This window comes from Pseudoalteromonas shioyasakiensis (assembly GCF_019134595.1).
Lineage (GTDB): Bacteria > Pseudomonadota > Gammaproteobacteria > Enterobacterales > Alteromonadaceae > Pseudoalteromonas > Pseudoalteromonas shioyasakiensis_A.
Genome location: NZ_CP077771.1, coordinates 325,734 through 347,069, shown reverse-complemented (window position 1 = coordinate 347,069; position 21,336 = coordinate 325,734). Strand labels below are relative to the sequence as shown.

Genomic DNA, 21,336 nt, shown 5'->3' with positions numbered 1-21,336 from the left:
TTAGGTAGGTATATACTCGCAACACTTTAAATAGGAGCAAAAAATGAGCAAAAAGAAACAACGTACACAAGGCCAAGTTGATACAGGTCGTGGTGTAATTAACGATAATGTGTACGCCGCAATGGTGACATCTAAGCTGTTCACAGCAAAAGTAGAGAAACCTAAAAAAGGTAAAGGTGCATATCAACGTAAGGCAAAACATGCAGGACGAGAGTCCTATTTAATCGCTGCTTAATTAAGTTGTGATCAAATAGGATTTTTGTGAAAAGCAAACACTGAGTGTTTGCTTTTTTTATGACTAAAATTCGTGTTAAGAATAATTTTCACTCCATTTTTATAGAAATTTTTACCTGAAAACTAATTTATTCGTTATATACCCATAATCGATACGATAATTATTTTCGCCTACCCTTACACAAGCGCTGTTTGTTTTTTATACAAGCCAGAAGTGCCATGCTTTCCATGGTTAAATTATTGTTAATTTTATGTTCATTTTTACTCAGTAGAATCATTCACGTTTTTGCTTTTTGATAAAAATAATTAATTCTTTTTTAGTGATTTTAACTAAGTCACACATCAAAAAGTGTGTTTATTTTACCCTTTGTAGGTAAATTCAAGCTTGACGTAATAGCGCTTTGTGTTACTTTAAAGTTGAATTTGTAAAATAAATGTTATTGAAACTTTGGGCGGAGGGAGCGAATGAGCTCGCATAAATTAATAAAAAATGCCTTTAAACTGAGTGCGCTGTCACTAGGTTTATACGGCTTTACAGCACAGGCTGCGATTGATTGCAGCAACTTAGAAGTGTGGCAACAAGGGCAAACACATGTTGGTGGTGATCAGGTTCAGGCACAAGGTAGCGCTTATGAAGCCAAGTGGTGGACGCAAACCAACCCTGTGGAGACTTCTGGTGTCGATCAAGAGTGGCGTTTATTGGGTGTTTGTGACAGCGTTGTCAATGAAAATCAAGCACCTCAAATTAGCAGCTTAACACCCGCAGAGGCTTCTTTATTTACCACTAGTGACAGCGTTGTCATAAGCGCTGTCGCTGCTGACACTGATGGTAGCGTGGCAAGTGTTGAGTTTTTTGTTGATGGTACATCGTTGGGTGTTGTGACAAGCACACCTTACTCAGCAAGCTGGCAAGCAACGCAAGGCAGCCATGTGATCAGTGCGGTCGCAACGGATGATTTAGGGCTAACCTCTACAGCGGTTGCACATTCAGTGAGTGTGTCTGATGACGTTGAGCCGGTTAACCAAGCGCCGGTGGCAAGCATTGAATTTAGCTCACTGCCATCACAAGTAACGGTGGGTGACAGTGTGGTGTTTGCGCTTTCTGGCACTGATAGCGATGGCCAAGTGACTGCGTTATCGCTAACTGAAAACAGCACTGAAGTTCATCAAGCAAGTGCCGCTTCTTCAAGTTATACGTGGCAAGCACCTGCACTTGGGCAATTTTCATTTACCTTAACTGTGACCGATAACGAAGGCGCGACGGATACACAAAGCAAAGTTGTTAATGTTGTTGAAGCAACAGAACCAGGTAGCGATTGTAAACCACAAGGCTTATACCAAACACCGGGTGTGAATACCCCATACTGTAGCGTATATGATGAAAATGGCCGCGAGAAAATGGGTGCCGATCATCCACGCCGAGTTATTGGTTATTTTACGAGTTGGCGAAATGGCGCCAATGGTCAGCCAAGCTACTTAGTTAACGATATTCCTTGGGATAAGATCACCCATATTAACTATGCCTTTGCGCATGTTGATGGCAATAACAAGGTCTCGATTGGTGATCCAAATGCAGCTGGCAACCCAGCGACAAATATGACTTGGCCGGGCGTTACAGGCGCTGAAATGGATCCAAGTTTTAGTTATACAGGTCACTTTAACTTACTCAATAAATTCAAAAAACAACACCCAGATGTCAAAACCTTAATCTCTGTAGGTGGCTGGGCTGAAACCGGTGGTTATTTTGGTGAAGACGGTACTCGCGTAAATAGCAGTGGTTTCTACACGATGACAACCAATGCCGATGGCTCTGTGAACCAAGCGGGGATTGAGGCCTTTGCGAAAAGTGCCGTTGAATTTATTGAAACCTACGGCTTTGATGGTGTCGATATTGATTACGAATACCCATCGTCAATGAACGACTCAGGCCACCCTGATGATTTCCCTATCTCTAATGCACGTCGCGCAGGTCTTAATGCCTCGTATCGTGTATTGATGAAAAAGCTACGTGAAGAACTTGATATTGCAGGTGAAAAGGCAGGTAAGCATTATTTGTTAACGATTGCTTCGCCATCTTCAGGTTACTTATTACGTGGCATGGAAACATTCCAAAGCGTGAAGTATCTCGATTACGTTAACATTATGTCTTATGACTTACATGGTGCATGGAATTCACATGTAGGCCACAACGCAGCCTTGTTTGATACCGGTCTTGATTCTGAATTAGCGCAATGGGGCGTTTATACCACCGCAGAGTTTGAAGGAATTGGCTACTTAAATACGGATTGGGCTGTACGTTACTTCCGTGGTGCTGTCTCTGCAGGTCGAATCAATATTGGTATTCCATATTACACTCGTGGCTTTAAAGATGTGTCGGGTGGGACTAATGGTTTATGGGGTCAAGCAGCGCTGCCAGATCAATCAAAATGTGCTAAAGGGACTGGTGTTGGAGAGAAAAACCAATGTGGTAATGGCGCTCTTGGCATAGATAACCTATGGCACGATAAGAACGATGTTGGTGAAGAAATGCCAGCAGGTTCAAACCCATTATGGCATGCGAAAAATCTCGAAAATGGCATTAACCCTTCTTACCTTGAAATCTATGGCCTAACGCCAGAAACCGATGCAGATGATGTATTAACGGGCACTTATACACGTTTCTACGATGATGTAGCGGTTGCTCCATGGCTTTGGAATGCAGAGAAAAAGGTTTTCTTATCAATTGAAGATGAGCAATCAATGGCAACCAAAGTTGATTATGTTATCAACAATGGTCTTGGTGGCATCATGTTCTGGGAGCTTGCCGGTGACTATGATTATGACTCAGCGAAAGGTGAGTACTTCATGGGCTCAAGCTTAACCACACTTGCTTACGATAAATTTAACCAAAGTGGTGTGGCTTACAACACTCATCAAGGCAATGTCGATTTCACCCTGCCAAGCGAAGCTGTTGACGTAAGCTTTACTGTGGAAGATTTCCCAATTGGTGATGATAACTATCCAATTTCACCTACATTCGCATTCACCAATAACTCAGATATCGACTTAAGCGGCGCGAAAATCAGCTTTGATGTGCCCGTTTCTACCTCTGCAATTTTTAAATCGAATTGGAATGCACAAGAGAAACTCGGCATGGCTGTTGAAGCGAATGGCTCAAATGCGGCTGGCGATAATATCGGCGGTTTTGAAAATGAATTCCATCGTTTTTCAATCACCTTAGTGAACGAGTGGGGCGGTATCGAAAAGTCATTTAACACAGGTGAAACCGTTGAGGCACAAGTTATGTACTACATGCCAATTACGGGGCCAACTAATTTCACTATTGAGAAAAATGGCAAAACCTACGCCTTCAAATACGAATACCCAATGCTACCAGATGGCACTGCAGGCAGTGGTGATACTGGCGGTGACACTGGTGGTGATACGGGTGGCGATGAAAACTGTAACGGCGTTGATGTAGCAAGCATCCCTGTATATCCAAATTGGCCGAAAACTGACTGGGCTGGTAACCCAAGCCATGCTGTTGGCGGCGACCTAATGAATCATAACAACGTGATTTACGAAGCAAAGTGGTGGACGAGCACAGAGCCAGGCACATCGGCTGACTGGACGGTGAGTTGCACGCTTTAACCAACTAAGCGGAGCAAGGACTTTGCTCCGCATTTCTACAGCGAGAACAACAATGAAAGTAATGAAATCAAAGGCATTGTCTTTATCGGCAGTGGCAACCAGCATGCTGCTTGCCTGTGCATCAAGCCATGTGAATGCCCACGGATTCTTAGAAAGCCCAAAGGCACGCCAAGCATTTTGTAATGCCGATGGCGGGTACTGGTGGCCTGCTGATGGCACGGGGATCCCTAACCTTGCTTGTCGAGCAGCGTTCGTTGAGGCAGGGCATGTGCAATTTGTGCAAGACATTGAATTTTCGGCTAATACCATTGATTACACAAACCTAGAGGCAGTAAAACAAAGTGTACCTGATGGCCGATTATGTGCCGCAGGCGACCCAGAAAAACGCGGTATGGATTTACCTTCAGCGCATTGGCAACGCAGTGAGGTTATTCCTAATGCTAATGGCGATATTTTAGTGCGCTTTTTAGCAAGTACGCCGCATAACCCGAGTTTTTGGCAGTTTTATTTAACAAAACCGGGCTTTGATAGTGCGACTCAAGTGCTTACTTGGGATGACCTAGATCTTGTTGAAGAGTACGGTAATCTTGACTTTAGCATTGATGCTAACAACGACCGTTACTATGAAATGAGCGTGTCTATTCCACAAGGGCGCAGTGGCGATGCCATTTTATACACGCGTTGGCAACGAGATGATGCCGGTGGCGAAGGCTTCTACAACTGTAGCGATATTAATATTGTTAGCGATGCGACCCCGACAGAGCCAACCGATTGGGCAGCAATTAGCTACTTTGTTCGTCAAGGACAAGACGCTGAGGTTGGCGGTAGTGTGTCAGCTCGGTTATTTGATGAAAGTGGCCAAGAGTTACTTACTCAACAAATGCAGATCACAGCTGATAATCAAGCTAATTGGCAGGCTGAGTTTGCAGCGCTGTTAAACCTTAATTACGCGCACTTAGTGAATATTGGCGTGCAAAGTAGCGCTGGAGATATTGCCTTTGATGCTACTGATTTATTGACTAATCAAGTCTTCACAACGAATGCAAATTACAGCTTTGCACTAAGTGTACAAGCTGCACCTGACAATACCGCGCCGATTATTCATCAACCAGATGACCTTCAAGTCGAAGAAGAAAGCAGCACCGCGATACACCTGCACGCCTTTGATGATCAGCAAAGCATATTAACTTATAGCTGGGATGTACCTGCACCACTGAGCTTTACGGGTAGCGATGCCAACATCACGCTAAATGCCCCCGCTGTAGATGCTGATGCAAGTTACACCGTAAGCGTATCGGTGTCAGATGGCGAGCTCACAAGCCAAGTAAGTTTTACCGTAACTGTGCTTAATAGCACTGTGGTCGACCCTGATCCAGTTGATCCGAGCGTGCCTGCTTGGAATAGCACAAGCCAATACAACACGGGCGATAAAGTGAGTTTTAACGGCGGCGTTTACAGTGCGAAATGGTGGAACCAAGGCGCACAACCAGACAGTAGTGATGCATGGCAGCTTGAATCTGGCAGTGCATCAATCGAATGGAACAGCGGCAAAGCCTATCAAGGCGGCGACGAAGTAACCTATCAAGGACAGCGCTATCGAGCGCAGTGGTGGACCCAAGGAGATGTACCGGGTGCCAGCCAAGTATGGACAGAAATCTAAAGTTTTGTAGTTCAAACTTTATCAATAACAGCGTAACGCTATATAAAAACAGATAAGAGAGAATCATGAATATAAAACAATTAACCGCAGCCATTGGTGTTGCACTCTTTGCAAGTGCAGCGAATGCGGCACCATCAACACCGACTATTATTTGGGAGCCACAAGAGTACTCATTTGTTGAGGTTGACCTTGAAGGCACAGGTTCATATAAGAGTTTGGTGAACCGCGTTGATGAAGTCACTATCAGCATTGAATGGAACGCATGGAGTGGTGATGGCGGCGACAGCTATAAAGTGTATTTCGATGATACATTGGTTAATGAAGGCTCGCTGGCAGCAGGCACTAAAAGTGGTGTTATTAGCTTCCCGTATGATAAAGCAGGTCGTCACACATTATATGTAGAACTATGTGAAGGCGGTACCACCTGTGCTCGCAGTGAAGGTAAGCCAATTGTTATTGCCGATACAGATGGCGGCCATTTAGCGCCATTGCCGATGGATTATGATCCAAATAACCAAGATATTGGCACCAAAGATGGTCTTGTAACCGGTGCTTACTTTGTTGAATGGGGTATTTATGGTCGCGATTTCGACGTAACTAATATACCAGCGCAAAACCTCAGTCATATCTTATATGGGTTTATTCCAATCTGTGGACCTAATGACTCGTTAACTGGTGGTCCTAAAAACGCATTAAATACTGCCTGTGCTGGCTCGCAAGATTTTGAAGTGGTGATCCACGACCCATGGGCTGCGATTCAAAAAGCGCTACCAGGTGTTGATAGTAATGATCCAATTCGTGGTACGTATTCGCAGTTAATGGCGTTAAAGCAGCGTTATCCTGATCTGAAAATTTTACCATCTGTGGGTGGTTGGACTCTATCAGACCCATTTGCTTACTTTACCGATAAAGCCAATCGCGACACGTTTGTTGCATCAATGGAAGAGTTTTTAAGAACGTGGAAGTTCTACGACGGTGTTGATATTGATTGGGAATACCCAGGTGGTCAGGGTGCTAATCCAAACTTAGGTGACCCTGTTGCTGACGGCCCAGCATACGTTGCGTTAATGCAAGAGCTGCGCGCGATGCTTGATAAGCTTGAAGCCGAAACGGGTCGTGAGTATGAGTTAACATCAGCGATTGGTGCAGGTTATGACAAAATTGAAGATGTCGACTACTCACAAGCTCAACAATATATGGATTACATTTTCTTAATGAGCTACGACTACTATGGTGCATGGAGCAATGTAACGGGCCATCAGGCTGCGCTTTATTGTTCATCGCATTTCCGTGTTGGTCAGTGTGATGGCACGGGTGTTGATGAAGAAGGCGTTCCATATAAAGGCCCTGCTTACACAACTGATAATGCAGTGCAAAATCTACTTGCGCAAAACGTACCGTCGAAGAAAATCGTGGTAGGTGCCGCTATGTATGGCCGTGGCTGGGAAGGCGTTTATCCAGAAAACGCGACTATCGCTGATAACCCAATGACAGCACCGGGCAATGGCAAACTTAAAGGCACTACAGCGCAAGGTGTATGGGAAGACGGTGTTATCGATTATAAAGGCATCAAAACCTATATGTTGGGCGCTGCAGAAAATGGCATCAATGGGTTCGAAACAGGTTATGACGAACAAGCCGAAGCCGCTTATGTATGGAACCGTAGCAACGGTAAATTAATTACATACGATAACCGTCGTTCAGTTTTGGCAAAAGGTGCTTATGTTAATCAATATAATCTAGGTGGCCTATTTGCATGGGAAATTGACGCGGACAATGGCGATATTCTTAATGCCATGCACGAAGCACTTGGTGGTACCGTCACTGAGCCTAGCAATAGAGCGCCCGTGCTATCTGTATCAAGCACAGTATCTGTTAATGCGGGCGAAAGTGTATCTGTTAGTGCATCGGCAACTGACGCAGATAACGATCCACTAAGCTTTAGCTGGACCGCTGACAGCGCATTAACAGTAACTGGTGAAAATTCAAATACCCTTGTAATCACAGCGCCATCAGTAACTGCTGATACGCAATACATGGTTGCTGTGAGCGTTAGCGATGGCGAGGCAAGTGTGAGCCGTAACGTTACAGTGAATGTAGTTGCACCAACGACAGGCGAGAACCAAGCACCAGTCGTTGCGGCAATTGCTGATAAAACAGTGGCAGAAGACGCGAGTGTGGACGTTGCGGTTTCGGCATCTGATGCTGATAGCGATACGCTTTCATACAGCTGGACAGTCCCTGCAGGTTTAACATTAGTGGGCTCAGGTGCTGATGTTAGTTTACAAGCGGGCAGCGTTGATGCAGATACAAGCTATGTTGTGTCGGTTTCGGTAAGTGATGGTCAAACTGCTGCAGCAGTGAGCTTTAATGTCACCGTGACAGATTCTGGTACAACAACTCCGCCAGATGGCGAAACGACATGGGATGCTGCGGCGACTTATGTCGGTGGTGATACGGTGATTTATAACGGCGTAGAGTACACGGCTAAATGGTGGACACAAGGTGAGCGCCCTGATTTAGGCGGCCCATGGGAAGCAAGTTCACAACCAACCGACGGTAATGGTGATGTTGTGTGGCAAGCTGCGGGTATCTATAACGGTGGCGACCAAGTCACTCACCAAGGTAATAAATACGAAGCGAAGTGGTGGACTCAAGGAGAAGAGCCAGGTGTCGCGGATGTATGGAAAGCACTTTAAGTGTAATAACCACATTTAATGCCCATCATTAAAATGTGATTTCCCTTCAAAGCAGCCGTATGGCTGCTTTTTTGTGGGTGAAGTTAGAAAGAGTAAAGTTAGCGAGGGGAAAGGGGAAAGAAGCTGTCAGCTTTCAGCTTTCAGCGGTCAGTCGACCTGTGGGGGTGGTCAGGTCGAGTCATCTTCTCAGCGATTGAAGCCTTGTAGGAGGTACTTTAGTGCCGAATAGAATCAAACATAATTCATGTAAACCTTTTCAAATTACCTATCTTCAGACGCGCGAAACAAGTTTCACGCCTACGAATGAAAACATAAGGCGCTAGGTTCTGGGTTCTAGGACGCGATGTAAAATCGCTGGCTTTTAGTCGTTAGACGTCAGATGTCAGTTGAGCAGTGGGGGTGGTCAGGTCGAGTCATCTTCTCAGCGATTGAAGCCTTGTAGGAGGTACTTTAGTGCCGAATTGGATCAAACATAACCCATGTAGACCTTTTCAAATTTCCTATCTTCAGACGCGCGAAACAAGTTTCACGACTACGAATGAAAACATAAGGCGCTAGGTTCTGGGTTCTAGGACGCGATGTAAAATCGCTGCTACAGACTCGCACCTCGAATCTCGTACCTCGCAACTTTACTCTTTCCCCTTGAGACTCGCTAACTTATGGTTTCCCACTTCACACATTGGTCTTTCAGACATTATCAACCATACTTCAATAATATGATTTGTAAGTATTTAAACTAAGGTGGGTTAATGGGGTTAAAAGCGCTGTTTTTACTTGTTATTGCTGTATTGAGTAACTCGGCTTTTAGCTGTGATAAAACCTTAAAAGTGGGGATTAGTCAGCAGTGGGCACCTTATACTTTTACGCAAAATGGTAAGCTCACCGGCATTGATATTGATGTGGTTAATTTAGTGCTTAAAGAAGCTGGGTTTTGCGCTAAATACGTCATCATGCCTTCATCTAAACGCGGCTTTGCTGAACTAAAGCACGGCAATGTTGATCTGTTGCCTGCGGCGAGTTATAGCAAAGAACGAGATGCATTTAGCAATTTTTCAGAGCCTTACCGTAATGAAGTGATGCGCTTGTTTTGGTATCCTAAACCATTTTTAGAAAAGCTTGATCTGCAAGGTTTGCTTGAGCAACAACAAATTATTTTATCAAACAGTGGTAGTTATTATGGCCCCGAATTTACACGTTTTAGTGCTGGGGAAAAATATAAATCGCAGCTGATCACTGTCCCTTCGTTACGTCAGCGCGTTGCTATGCTTACGGCTAAGCGGGTTGATTTTTTTGTTGATGACGAATTAGCTGGGCTTTATTTAATTCAAAATAATCAACACCGTGGTATCGCCCTTCACCCCTATATTATAAACAATAACGATGTGTATTTGATGCTGAGTAAAGTAACGTTGAATGCTAATGAAAGGGCTGCAATTAGCCAAGCAATTGTGTCGAATAAGCAAGCGATAACGGAGATCATCGCTCGCTATGTTAAGCAATAAACTATCCCAAACACTAAATTATCCTAAACGAGTTACGCGCAGTTTAATGCGTCCCGCATTCGCCCCATAAAAGCGGTTTAGGTCATTGGCAAAAGGGCAAAATTCGCCTGATTTAGCAATGCGTATATCGGCACCTTCAGCAATTTCAAACAAATGATCGTCGTTGTTATCGATTGCGCCAATCAACGCAAACCATTGTGCATGGGGTAAACGTCTAAACGGTTCAAGCACGGCCATCGGGATTTCTTTCACCCCTAGTTGGATATTGTCACGGTGCCACCCAGCAGGGCCGCAACTAATGCCGTCGTCATACCAAGTTTGCTCCGGATAAGGCGTAAATCGGTAAGTACCACCTTGCTCTAACATTAAGCCTGTGTGGTTGTATTTTTCGGCGCCATAAACAAACACATCTTTACTTTCGTCTATGCTCAGCACCGTCATATTTTGTTTATCAAGCGCAATATGCGGGCTTAAGCCTTTAAAGCTTAGGCTAGTTTCGTCATTATAGAGTACGTCGTAGTGGAGGCTCTTTAACGACTCAGGGCGGTAGCTCGTTAAACGATTAATACGCTCTGCTACAGTGTAATGAATAGTTGGCGCGAGTGTGCTTTGTTCGTTATCAACCAATACACAGCATTCGCGGTCTACCAGTTTAAACAAAGGGTTAAACCAAAAATAGTTTTGCTGATGGCTAAGTGCCAGCGGATCTGGGGTAACGGTTACATCATCTTGAGCAATGAGGTTACGGTGTTCTTCTGGGAGTAAGGTGTTGTAATTGATATCCGCACTGGTAAGTAAGTTTAGTGCAACGGTTTGTTCAATCAGCCACTCAATCGCATAGCGTAGGCAAATGTCGGCTAAACCATCACGATAATAGCCGCCCCCCACATCTGAATGAGCGCCCGCAAACCAGATCTCTTGCACATGCGGCGCACTATTAATAAGTGTGGGTTCAAATGCACGGCGTTTTTCATCAAGTGCGACGCAATGAAGGGCTGCTTTTATATTGCTTGCTAGCGTGTAGTTTTCAAAAATAACGTGCTCAGCACCGCGGGTTGCTTTAGTTACTTTCGAAAAGCCTATTGATGCAACGGTATCAAATACACATAAATACACATCATCACTAATAAGTGGCTCTAAACATTTGGCAAAGCGCCTAGCAAGGGCAGCACCGCGGCTAAAACCAGTTAGTAGTATTTTATCACCCTCACTGTAGTAGCTTTTAAAGTCGCTCATAGCACGATTTAAAATGCTGGCAACATCATCACCTCTTGGCGCAAGGGCTTGATTGAATAAACGTCGAAAGCGGCTACCTTGGGTGCCTATACCTTGATAATAAAAGCTAAGTTGGGTTGGAAATGGTGTTTCGGGTTCGCTATTGAGTGCGCCACCAAAAAGCAAATGAAGTTTAAGAATATTAGAAATACTGGCGTCTTCTTTGAAGTGTGCAGCGCTGAATTGTTCAGCATCACGAGGCTCGCTGCCTGTGCCATCAAAGTTGAAAATCAGCGTTTTAGCGGTCATAGCGTCATTCCTTTAGTGGTTTGTATAAACATACTCCCACTTTATGAAAATTAGAAGACAAATATTCGGCGCTTTAATGAAAAATGGGCTTTGATTTTCAAAGCCCATTTATTTGCTATCAATAAAATTAGCCGACTCTGGCTACGGTATGCTTTTGTAAAATTTCTAATAGAACCTCATAGTCTTTCTCGATTTCGAGTAGCTTAAGTTGAATATCTTTTAGCGTATTACCCTTACTTGCGGCCAGCACCTCAAGCTCAGTAAAGTGCTGGTGCAATTTGGCTGCGCCCACATCGCCACAGGTCCCTTTAAGCGCATGGCTGGTGGTAGCAATCGCATGGTAGTCTTTGTCTTTGATTGCTTGTGTTAGCAGCGTTATTTTTTTATGTGAGCTTTCTAAAAACATCTTACTCACTTTGTTTAATAGCACCTCGTTATTCATCAAACGACCGAGGGCTGCTTCGCGATTCCAATGCTGTTTTTCTTCATCGATTAATTCTTCTTGCAGTATAGCGGGCGACTGATTTACCTCAGGCACAGCAATCGTTTTTGGCGCTGTATGATGTTTAGGGTACGTTGATGCAACCCATTTCGCCGTAGTGGTAATCAATTTATCTGCACTGATAGGTTTTGTGATGTAATCGCTCATACCTGCATTTAAGCACTTTTTACGCTCACCGAGCATGGCATTGGCTGTCATGGCAATAATTGGGATCTCGCTATGGTACTCTCCACCAGCCCCTTTGCGTATTTGTGCTGCTGCATCATAGCCATTTAACACGGGCATTTGGCAGTCCATTAATACGCAGTTAAATGGGTCGTCTTCAGGTGCACTGGCCAATATTTCAATGGCTTGCTGACCATTCGACGCCATTTCAAAGCGCAGTTCCAAGCTCATTAATGTGCCTTTGGCAACTGCAGCATTTATATCGTTATCATCAACGATCAGGATTTTTGCTCCAGCAATATCAACATCTATGTGAATTTGCGTATCAGTCTCGCGACGAAGTGGTGTTGTGTCTTGATCTGGCTGCTCTTTTATGAGTCGTTCATCAGCTAGTTTAAGTAAAAACTCAGAGATAAGCACAGGTTTAGATAAGCGCATAAAGGTGCAGAATTTAGCTTGCGGTGGTGGTTCGGTTGGGTTTATAAGCACCACTAATTTAAAGGGCAGGCTATGGTCATAGGTATTTTCACTAAAGCTATCAAGTTTTGCGAGTAACGGATTGCCAGGCTCTAAAATTAGCGTATCAAAGGGCATGTTATCGCTTACCTCAAAGCTTTCTAGGTCAACATTCGTGAGCTGCCCTCCGCAATGAGAGATTAGTTTTGTTAGGCTTCGTTCAAGCTCTGGTTGTTTGACTGACACTGCAAAAATGTTGTCTTTTAAGCGGCTACTTGGTTGGCGTTTTTCTACATTTTGGCTGTCTAACTGAATGGTAAATGTGAAAGTACTCCCTTTCCCCTCAGTTGATTCAAAGGAAATTTGTCCATTCAGTAAACTGGCTAGCTGCTTACATATCGATAAACCAAGCCCTGTGCCTCCATATTGCGAAGCCACTCTGTTATCAGCTTGGGTGAAAGCACTAAACAATTTATTTTGATTTTCAGGCGCAATACCAATGCCGGTATCTTGAATTTTGCAGCATAGCTCAACGTTATCATCGCTAAGTCGTTTACTTGTGGCGGTAAATTTTATAAAGCCCGTTTTAGTAAATTTAATTGCGTTATTAATTAAATTGGTAATCACTTGTGAGTAGCGATGAGGGTCTGTAACAATCGAGCTATACTCAACATCGGCAATATCTAAAATAAATTCAAGGTTTTTCTCTTGTGCTTTAACAGCCATACTGCCACTTAAGCTTTCAAAAAACTTAATAGGGTTAAACGCTTTTTTATCCAAGTCGAGTTTGCCAGCCTCAATTTTTGATAAATCAAGAATGTCGTTAATGAGCACATTTAAGCTATTAACGCTTACCTCGGTCATTTCTAAATAATGTTGCTGTTGGTTAGTTAATGACTCTCGTTTAATTAAATTGAGTGTGCCGATAATGCCGTTTAAAGGAGTACGCATTTCATGGCTGATATTTGATATAAAAGCGCTCTTAACTTGGCTGGCTTTTTCAAGCTGTGCCGTTCTTTGTGCTACTTTAATTTCGAGTTCGTTATTTATTTGCTTAATTTTGTCGCTCGCTTGCTTTTCAACGGTAGTGTCGCGAATGAGGATAGCAGTGCCGTTGTGTTGATGATGTTCATCAAAAATAGCTGAAAAAGCGAGTGCTAAATGAGTCGTTTGTTGATTGGATTGCTGATAGTCGACTTCAATTTCATGTTGCTTTCGTTGGCTTTTAACCTCGTTACATACCTCTTTAATGTTAATATTTGAAAATAGATTCAGTTTGTTTATATCAGCGCCTAGAACTTGTTCCCGTTGAAAACCAAACAATTCAGTGGCCGCTTTATTCCAACTAGACACTAGGCCGATATCACTGACCGCAATAATGGCATCTTTTGAGCCGCTGATGATGGCTGAAGACACCGCTCTTGCCTCGGCAAGCTCGCGGTTACGCTTTAAATTTCGATGTAAAAACCCAAGTACAAACACCAAAAAAGCAGATACGCCCAACAAAAATGCATAAGTGCTGATCCTTTGCTCGCGTTCCATCGCATTAATTTCAGAGTGAGGTAGCATAATGTGGGCATCTATAAACCCCGTTTCTAAGTCTCCAGTAAATGGAATGCGCTTAGTTAACGCTTCGTATTGTTGTTTACCAGCAAAGTTAGAGCTAATACTGAGTATATTTTCTAAATAGGCAGGTTCAGACTTATACACTGAGTCCCAGCGTTTGTTCGGTGCTAAGTCACGGCTAAAGCGAAAGTCTTCATTTGGGTGTACTAAAAAGTAGCCTTCGCTGTCTGTTAGGATCAATGAGTTTGGTGCTTGTACCATCGCATTAAGAGATGCAAATAACTGAGATGTATTAATGTTTGCAATAATTAGCCCATAGCGCTGCATATCTTCATCAAAAATGGGTAAGGCTATTCGCAGCATAGGCTTATATGGATAGTCGAGCTTTCCATATTCCCGGTTAAGTGTTATTGCTGATAAATACATATCACCCTGTGACAATTGCGAACTCTGCTGGTAGTAATCACGGCCACTTTTATCCTGTAACTGATTATCTGCTTTTACAACTATGCCACCGGCAGCTCTGTCTACCCTGATAAGTTCTTGTCCTGCTCGTTGTGTACTGATGATACGTAATTGCTCGAATTCAGAATTTGATTGTAAAAATGCAACGAATATCGTTTCTAAACGTTTTTTCCATTGCTCTGAGGTAGTGTTATCAAGAGGGTCGTTACCACCATTTGCTGCAGCTCTGGCAAGTCCTGCTATAGGTGGAGTGGAATATAAAAACTGTAAATCGTTTTTATATTTATTTATTTTTTCATGGACTTGCACATCTACGGTAGCGCTTGATTCTCTCAGTCTTTCCGCAACGCTGTTTTTAATATTTTTATGAAGTTGTAGTTCGAAAAAGAAAATTGCAGAGCACATAATTGCGGCTATAAAAGCAATTGCTAATGGTATTAAAAAGCGTCCTTCAGATGTTGTCGCTTTTTTCTGGTGTAATACTTCGTAATCCATGGTTTAGCCCTCCATACCGAAAACGTGAGTCGGTAGTAAGGTTTGATTTAGCTCAAAAGCTAAAACTAGGTTCAGTAAGTATGCAAACACAGCGGTTTCTCCCTTGATGCTTGGCTTGATAGAGCGCTTTGTCGGCACAGCGAATTAGTTCGTCAGTGTCGATGGCTTCATGCCCAGAAAAAGTTGCACTACCAATACTAATGGAGAGAACTCCAGAGGTTGCATGTGGGTGTTCAATATTTAGTTCACGGATGTTTGCCAAAAGCTTATGGGCAATAAATTGTGCCCCTTGAATATCTGTGTCTGGCAAAACACATAAAAATTCTTCACCACCATAACGAATAGTGGTATCAGTTGGGCGATTAACACTTTTTTTGATTTCATCAGCAACGCGTTTTAGGCATTCGTCACCTTGTTGATGACCAAGAGAGTCGTTGTACTGTTTAAAGTAATCAATATCGAGCATTAAAACCGAAAGAGCTTTATCGTTTCTAACAGCTAAACGAATGTTTTGATCAAGGATATTTTGTAAAAATCGTCGGTTGTTTAAACCTGTTAGGCTGTCGTGCTCACAAAGACTTTTGAGTAAATCGGCTTGTTTTTTTAAGGTCAAATGCGCTTTTACGCGATTAAGTAATGTGACGCCATAAACCGGTTTTGAGACAAAATCGACGGCGCCTGCTTGCCAACAGCGATTTTGGTCATCTTGATCCATGATGGCGGTAATAAATATCACCGGAATATCTTTGTATTGGGAGTGTTTTTTTAATTGCTTGCAAACATCTAGGCCGCTCATGGTGCCAAGCATCACATCAAGCAGTATTAAATCTGGCTTAACGGTTTCGCACAGGTGCAGCACGTTTTCACCGCAATCTGTGGTGTGAGTTTTATAGAAGGGCGCGAGCAAACTTTCTATTACGGTTGTATTAATTGGTTCATCATCAACAATTAAAATAACAGAATCTTTAAGCTTTAAATCTTTGCTACTAGCTACCGGTTGCAAACTATTCCCTCCAAGCGATGAATAAAGCATAGACTGGATTTTGGGATTTTCTACAACTTAAGAATTAAAAAGTCATTTTTTATGTTGGCGTGTCTGCTGAGATAGGACTAGAGTTTTTTTATGTACTACTTGCAGAGGCGATGGATATGCTTTTTTCTCATCATGAAAATTCACACAACAAAGTGCTTGTAGTGGATGATGAGCCGACTAGTTTGATGATTATGGCAGAGTCGCTTAGCGACCTTGGTGAGATAGTTTGTTGCGATAATGGTGCTCAAGCAATTGAAAAAGCAACGTTCTTTCAGCCCGATGTTATTTTACTAGATATCGAAATGCCTGGTATGAATGGCTTTGAGGTATGTAAAAAGCTTAAAAACAACCCAAAAACAGCACAGAGCCATGTGATTTTTGTTACTTCTCACAATGAACAAATTTTTGAGTATCAAAGTTTTGCAAGCGGCGGGATTGATCTTATTCATAAGCCCGTTGATTTGAATATCTGCCGGCTCAGAGTACAAAACCAGTTAAAGCTTAAACACCAAGAAGCACAGATATTAGCTGCAAGAAATGATATTTCGACACTCGTTGCTCAAGTACCTGTGTATATATCTTACTGGTCAAATACCGAGGAAAACCTTTTCAGCAATGATGAAACCAGCCATTGGTTTTCAAAAAGCAGCGAGCAAATGTTAGGTTGTTTCGCCAAAGATGTATTACCAGATGAATTGTATGAGGCTTTTCATCGCTGCTTGACTAAGGGCATAGAGCAAGAAGTTTTAAATATTCAGTTGCCTAGCCCTCGCAATAAGATTGAATATGTTAGAGCGCAAATAAATTTAAGAATAAAAGAACAAGAAGTTGTAGGTGTTATTCTTACTCTTTCGGACATCACCTCAATTACCCATACAAAAAAACTGCTATCGAATGAGTCTGAACGTTTACGGGTTATGCTTAATTCTATTGGTGATGCCGTAATAGCCACGGACAACAACGCAATTATTAACTTTATGAACCCCATTGCTGAGCGATTAACAGGTTGGCACGTTGAAGAGGCAAAAGGGCGCCATATTGAAGAGGTAATGAAGCTCGTTGATGCAACATCTAACAAAACACTCGTCAATCCTATATCTGTTGCTTTAAAAGAGCAGCGTATAGTTGCTATGGCGTTAAATAGTCAATTAACCGGGCTTGATGGACGAGTATATAGGGTAGAAGATTCAGCTGCACCGATACGAGATATTGAGGGCAACATTATCGGCGGTATTATTGTGTTTCATGATGTTAGTGAATCGATAGCGATGGCAGTGAAAATGAGCCATTTAGCAAATCATGATTTACTAACCGATTTGCCTAATCGGGTGTTATTACATGATAGGGTCACCCATGCTTGCAAGGTCGCAAGCAGCATGAATAAGAACGTAGCGCTAATGCTGATTGATATCGACCACTTTAAGTACTTAAACGACACTTTAGGGCATCACCAAGGTGACTTAATCATAAAAGATGTTGCAAAGCGGCTTGAGTCTTTAATTGACCTCAATACGACATTGGCAAGAATTGGTGGTGATGAATTTGTAATTTTATTACCCGATGTAAAGAGCGCCTCTGTAGTTGATGCCATTGCCAGCGATATTATTAACACCATGAATGAGCCATTTCGTATTGATGGGCAAGAGCATATTTTATCGGTCAGTGTTGGTGTAAGTGTCAACCCTGCGGACTCTACACAGGCAGAAGAAATGATGACCCATGCTGATGCGGCTATGTATCGTGCTAAAGAGCAAGGGCGTAATCGGTTTTGCTATTACTCGGATGATTTAGAGTATCAATTTAAGCAACGCCAAAGCGTTGAAAAGCTCTTAAGACATGCTATTGAGCAAGATAAAATTGAGGTGTTTTATCAGCCAAAACTAGCGCTTTCGACACAAAAAATTATTGGTGTTGAAGCATTAGTTAGGCTTCGAGATAACGACAATAAGCTTATTTCTCCACTGGATTTTATACCCCTTGCTGAAGAAACCGGACTTATTCATGCCTTGGGTAAGTCAGTGCTTAAGCAAAGTTGTAAAGCGGCTAAAGAGTGGTCTGACAAAGGGCATAGCATAAAGGTTGCCGTCAACATTGCTGCAAAACAATTTACTGATGGTAATTTTTGTAATCTAGTTGCTGATACGATTGAACAATCGGGGCTTACCAGCGAACTGTTAGAACTTGAAGTAACCGAAAGCGCATTGATGCATGATTTTGAAGAAATAAAAATCATGCTTAATAAACTCTCTGACTTGGGGTTAACCATTGCTATAGATGATTTTGGTACGGGTTATTCAAGCTTGTCTTATTTAAAACTCTTTCCCGTCGATGTACTCAAGATAGATCAATCTTTTGTGAGAGATATGCTTAGTGATACACAAAGTATGGACATTGTTAGAACCATCACCAGCTTAGCGCATACCTTAAATTTGCAAATTGTGGCTGAAGGTATTGAAGAAAAGCAACACTTGAATAGTTTAATCGATTTAGGCTGCGAGCTTGGGCAAGGGTACTATTTTCATAAGCCCATGCCCAAAGAAGAGTTTGATAAGCTATTAGGTTAAGCCATGGTATGGCTGTACAGGATGCCACAGCCGATAAAGATAAGTGCAACACCGCCGATTGCTTCGGCTTTTTTGCCAACCCAGCCACTCATTACGTTTCCAAGTAGCGCGCCGATGGTAACCATAATTGTGGTTGCTAGGCCTATCATAGCGGCTGCTAAGTAAATGTTCACTTTCATGAATGCAAGGCTAATACCGACTGTCATGGCATCGATACTGGTGCCAATAGCGGTTAGTAATGTGGCAATGAAAGAGCGCTTAGTGTTAGGTGTAACTTCTTCTTCATCGTCGTCATCTTTTTTACGACTCTCAAGCAACATATGGATGCCTAAACCCACTAACAACACAAAGGCAATCCAGTGATCAAACGCTTCAACGTAATCTGCACCGGCACTACCAATTAGCCAGCCAACAATCGGTGCGATAGCTTCGATACAGCCAAACAATAAACCAAGCTTGATTGCACTCAGAACGCGAGGATTTTTAAGCGTACTGCCTTTGGTGATTGAAGCTGCAAAAGCATCAGTCGACATAGCAAGCGATAAAACGCTTAGAGTAATAATATTCAATTTTTGCCCCCCACAAAAAGTGGGCATTATACGCGGCTGAGCCGTAAACAGGTAGGTTAATTTACGGCTCAAATAGGTAAGGAGCTTAATAAGCGCTGTACTGATAGTTATTCATTACAGTGCCATCTTTGGGTGCAAGTTTTGGCTCAAGTTTAATAAGCTCTTCATAAACATCAGGGACAAAAACTTTTAGACGCTCGGCACGACGAAAGTGGTTAGGCTCATATTGGTCAACAAGTTTTAATGCGCTTGGCATATAGTCTGCAGGGGTTTGTGTGTTATAGCTTTGCTCCAGTGCTTGGTCGAGAATATCAAGCCCAGGTTTAGAAAAATCATGTGCAACTGCAAGGCTCATTAAAAACTTAACTGCTTCTTTTGAATGCATGCTTGCATAAAAATACATATCGTTGTTTTGCATGTCTTTTAATGAAAAATCAAAGCCACTATCGGCTAATGTTTGCCATTGTGCTAATGGTAACTTAGTAAATACAAAAAGATTTTCAGGTGCAGTTGGAGCGACTCTGTTTTGCCAAATAGACGTCAATTGTTGAGCGTTTTCTATTGTTTCTGCAAGCAACATATTTGTCTGGTGGGTACTGAGTTTTGCTGTTTGGGTAATCGTTGCAACAGTACTAAAGTCTTTTTCGACAATTGCTTCTTTAAAGGCTTGATATTGCGTTGAGGTTTGATATTTATACTCATTTGAATGCAAGAATTGCCAATTATGAACTTGTACAGGGTCGATTTCTTGAAGCGTGTCGGGAGTTAGCAGACCTTGTTGCGCTTCGAGCGTTTCTAATTCTTCGAGTGCTTGAGAGCGTGTTTTTATCGCTTCTAGTGAATTGATCCGCTGATCTATCGTTTCACACTCAGGAGTTATTTTTTTGGCTTGCTGTTTTTGTCTCTCATAGGCACTGAGAGCTTTTGATATTACAGAGTTATCTTTTTCTTTACGTTTAAATGCTTGGTTATTTGGGATTAGCTTTAAATCTTTGAACTGAGAAAAAGCATCATTAGCAACTTGGTCGCCAACAAATAAAAGGCTACTCGGTAAGAATGAAGATTTAAGCATCAGTAGCCTATCGTTCGGTGTGTCGCGCACAAGCTCGCCGTGAGCTCGATAACCTTTATTTTTTAGATAACTTAGTGTTTCTAAGTGTTTGCTCTCTAGTGGCTGTACTTCGCTATTTGAGCTGCCCTTTAGGTTTACAATGGCTATATCCATCGCTGTAAATACATTTGGCTGATTAGTGGGCTCAATACCTCGTTCACTTAACAACTTTAAAATTGGTACGTTAAATTCACTCACAGCCACATCAGCAAGGTTTAAATACAGTTGTTCATCCATAAAGTCATCACTCATTGCTGTAGGCGAGCCGCCTAGCTGTGCTGTTTGAGAGATCAGTGCTGTTAAATAATCATTAGGTAAGTTGCTTTTTAAAGCCACAGCAATGTCGTTAACAGTAAACTCTTTGCTGGATATTGCGTTTTCAAACTCAGTCAAACTAAGCGTATGAGCATTAGCAAGAAACAAAATAGATGGTGAAATGAGCCGTGATGGACCGATTTTAAATGGTGTTTTTAAATAGGTATTAAAATCATCGTTGTTATCTAATAGTTTGTACAATGCTGTTTTGTTTACTTGCTCAGGTAATGGAACATTAAACATCATTGAACCTGTATTTTGGCTAAGGGGTCCATTAATTGCCGTTAGTTGATTGATTTTATCTGCATCAAAATAATCAATGACCTCAAGCCCTTGCCAGCTTTTTAGTATGTTAACAGATGAGGCATATTGAAATTGCTGTTCTGCATTCTCTTTGATTGCGTTAATAACTAAGGTATTAAATGAACGGTAAGATATTTTCACAAGCTCTGAATAACTTAAAATATCTTCAAGAGAGTCGCCGTCTTTTAATGCTTGTTTAATCGCTGCCTCTATTTGACTGTGATCAGCTGCAGCTTGAGTGGCTTTTAAACTTTGTTGCTTACACTGGTGTTTGGCTAGCTTGAGCTTAGCCAGCTCTGATGCTTTGCTATTTGGCAGGCTTAATGGTTCAAATAAACTCGTAGCGTTATTTTGTTCAGCGACAGTAGCAGAAGATGTCGAGACTTCATTGCTTATCGCTTCGATGGGAGTGGGTTTCTCTAATATCAGGTAGGTCCCAAAGGCACAAATCCCTGCAAAAACGGTTAGCGAAATACCTTTTTTCATATTCAATCCATGGATTTATCTTGCGTGAAGTGTATGGCTTTATAGTCTGATGTCAAT

11 protein-coding genes are annotated in these 21,336 nt (G+C 42.4%); 6 read left to right on the top strand and 5 right to left on the bottom strand.

The features are described 5' to 3' along the window. Positions 1–43 precede the first annotated feature (43 nt). The 5 genes from arfA (at position 44) to KQP93_RS19015 (ending at position 9,725) form a co-directional block, all read left to right on the top strand. Entirely contained in the window at positions 44–235 is a 192-nt protein-coding gene (arfA, locus tag KQP93_RS19035) for an alternative ribosome rescue factor ArfA (RefSeq protein ID WP_054563243.1), read from the top strand. Between the two features lie 464 nt (positions 236–699). Beyond that, entirely contained in the window at positions 700–3,864 is a 3,165-nt protein-coding gene (locus tag KQP93_RS19030) for a glycosyl hydrolase family 18 protein (protein ID WP_217877387.1), read from the top strand. A 52-nt stretch (positions 3,865–3,916) separates the two neighbouring features. Further along, positions 3,917–5,524, top strand: a complete 1,608-nt coding sequence (locus KQP93_RS19025) for a lytic polysaccharide monooxygenase (protein ID WP_217877386.1) — start codon at positions 3,917–3,919, stop codon at positions 5,522–5,524. A 65-nt stretch (positions 5,525–5,589) separates the two neighbouring features. Further along, complete coding sequence (locus KQP93_RS19020; protein WP_217877385.1) at positions 5,590–8,223, top strand: glycosyl hydrolase family 18 protein; 2,634 nt, start codon at positions 5,590–5,592, stop codon at positions 8,221–8,223. 749 nt (positions 8,224–8,972) lie between these two features. Then, positions 8,973–9,725, top strand: coding sequence for a substrate-binding periplasmic protein (locus tag KQP93_RS19015; protein ID WP_217877384.1), 753 nt, complete (start codon positions 8,973–8,975; stop codon positions 9,723–9,725). An 18-nt stretch (positions 9,726–9,743) separates the two neighbouring features. Here the strand turns inward: KQP93_RS19015 and KQP93_RS19010 are convergent, their stop codons facing one another. From KQP93_RS19010 to KQP93_RS19000, 3 genes are all read right to left on the bottom strand, one after another. Then, positions 9,744–11,249 (bottom strand): phospholipase effector Tle1 domain-containing protein, encoded by a 1,506-nt coding sequence (locus KQP93_RS19010; RefSeq protein WP_217877383.1) that lies wholly within the window; start codon positions 11,247–11,249, stop codon positions 9,744–9,746. 127 nt (positions 11,250–11,376) lie between these two features. After that, positions 11,377–14,898: an ATP-binding protein gene (locus KQP93_RS19005; RefSeq protein ID WP_217877382.1), complete on the bottom strand. Its 3,522-nt coding sequence runs from the start codon at positions 14,896–14,898 to the stop codon at positions 11,377–11,379. A 52-nt stretch (positions 14,899–14,950) separates the two neighbouring features. After that, entirely contained in the window at positions 14,951–15,901 is a 951-nt protein-coding gene (locus tag KQP93_RS19000; protein ID WP_254907779.1) for a GGDEF domain-containing response regulator, read from the bottom strand. 146 nt (positions 15,902–16,047) lie between these two features. On the opposite strand from KQP93_RS19000, the gene KQP93_RS18995 reads away from it, so the two are divergent. Beyond that, positions 16,048–18,495 carry an EAL domain-containing protein gene (locus KQP93_RS18995; protein ID WP_217877380.1) on the top strand — a complete coding sequence of 816 codons (2,448 nt, stop codon included), beginning with the start codon at positions 16,048–16,050 and terminating at the stop codon, positions 18,493–18,495. Here the strand turns inward: KQP93_RS18995 and KQP93_RS18990 are convergent. Together KQP93_RS18990 and KQP93_RS18985 are read right to left on the bottom strand one after the other, a co-directional pair. Further along, positions 18,492–19,064, bottom strand: a complete 573-nt coding sequence (locus KQP93_RS18990; RefSeq protein WP_217877379.1) for a manganese efflux pump MntP — start codon at positions 19,062–19,064, stop codon at positions 18,492–18,494. The genes KQP93_RS18995 and KQP93_RS18990 overlap by 4 nt on opposite strands. Positions 19,065–19,149: 85 nt before the next feature. Then, entirely contained in the window at positions 19,150–21,279 is a 2,130-nt protein-coding gene (locus tag KQP93_RS18985) for a hypothetical protein (protein ID WP_217877378.1), read from the bottom strand. Positions 21,280–21,336: the final 57 nt, after the last annotated feature.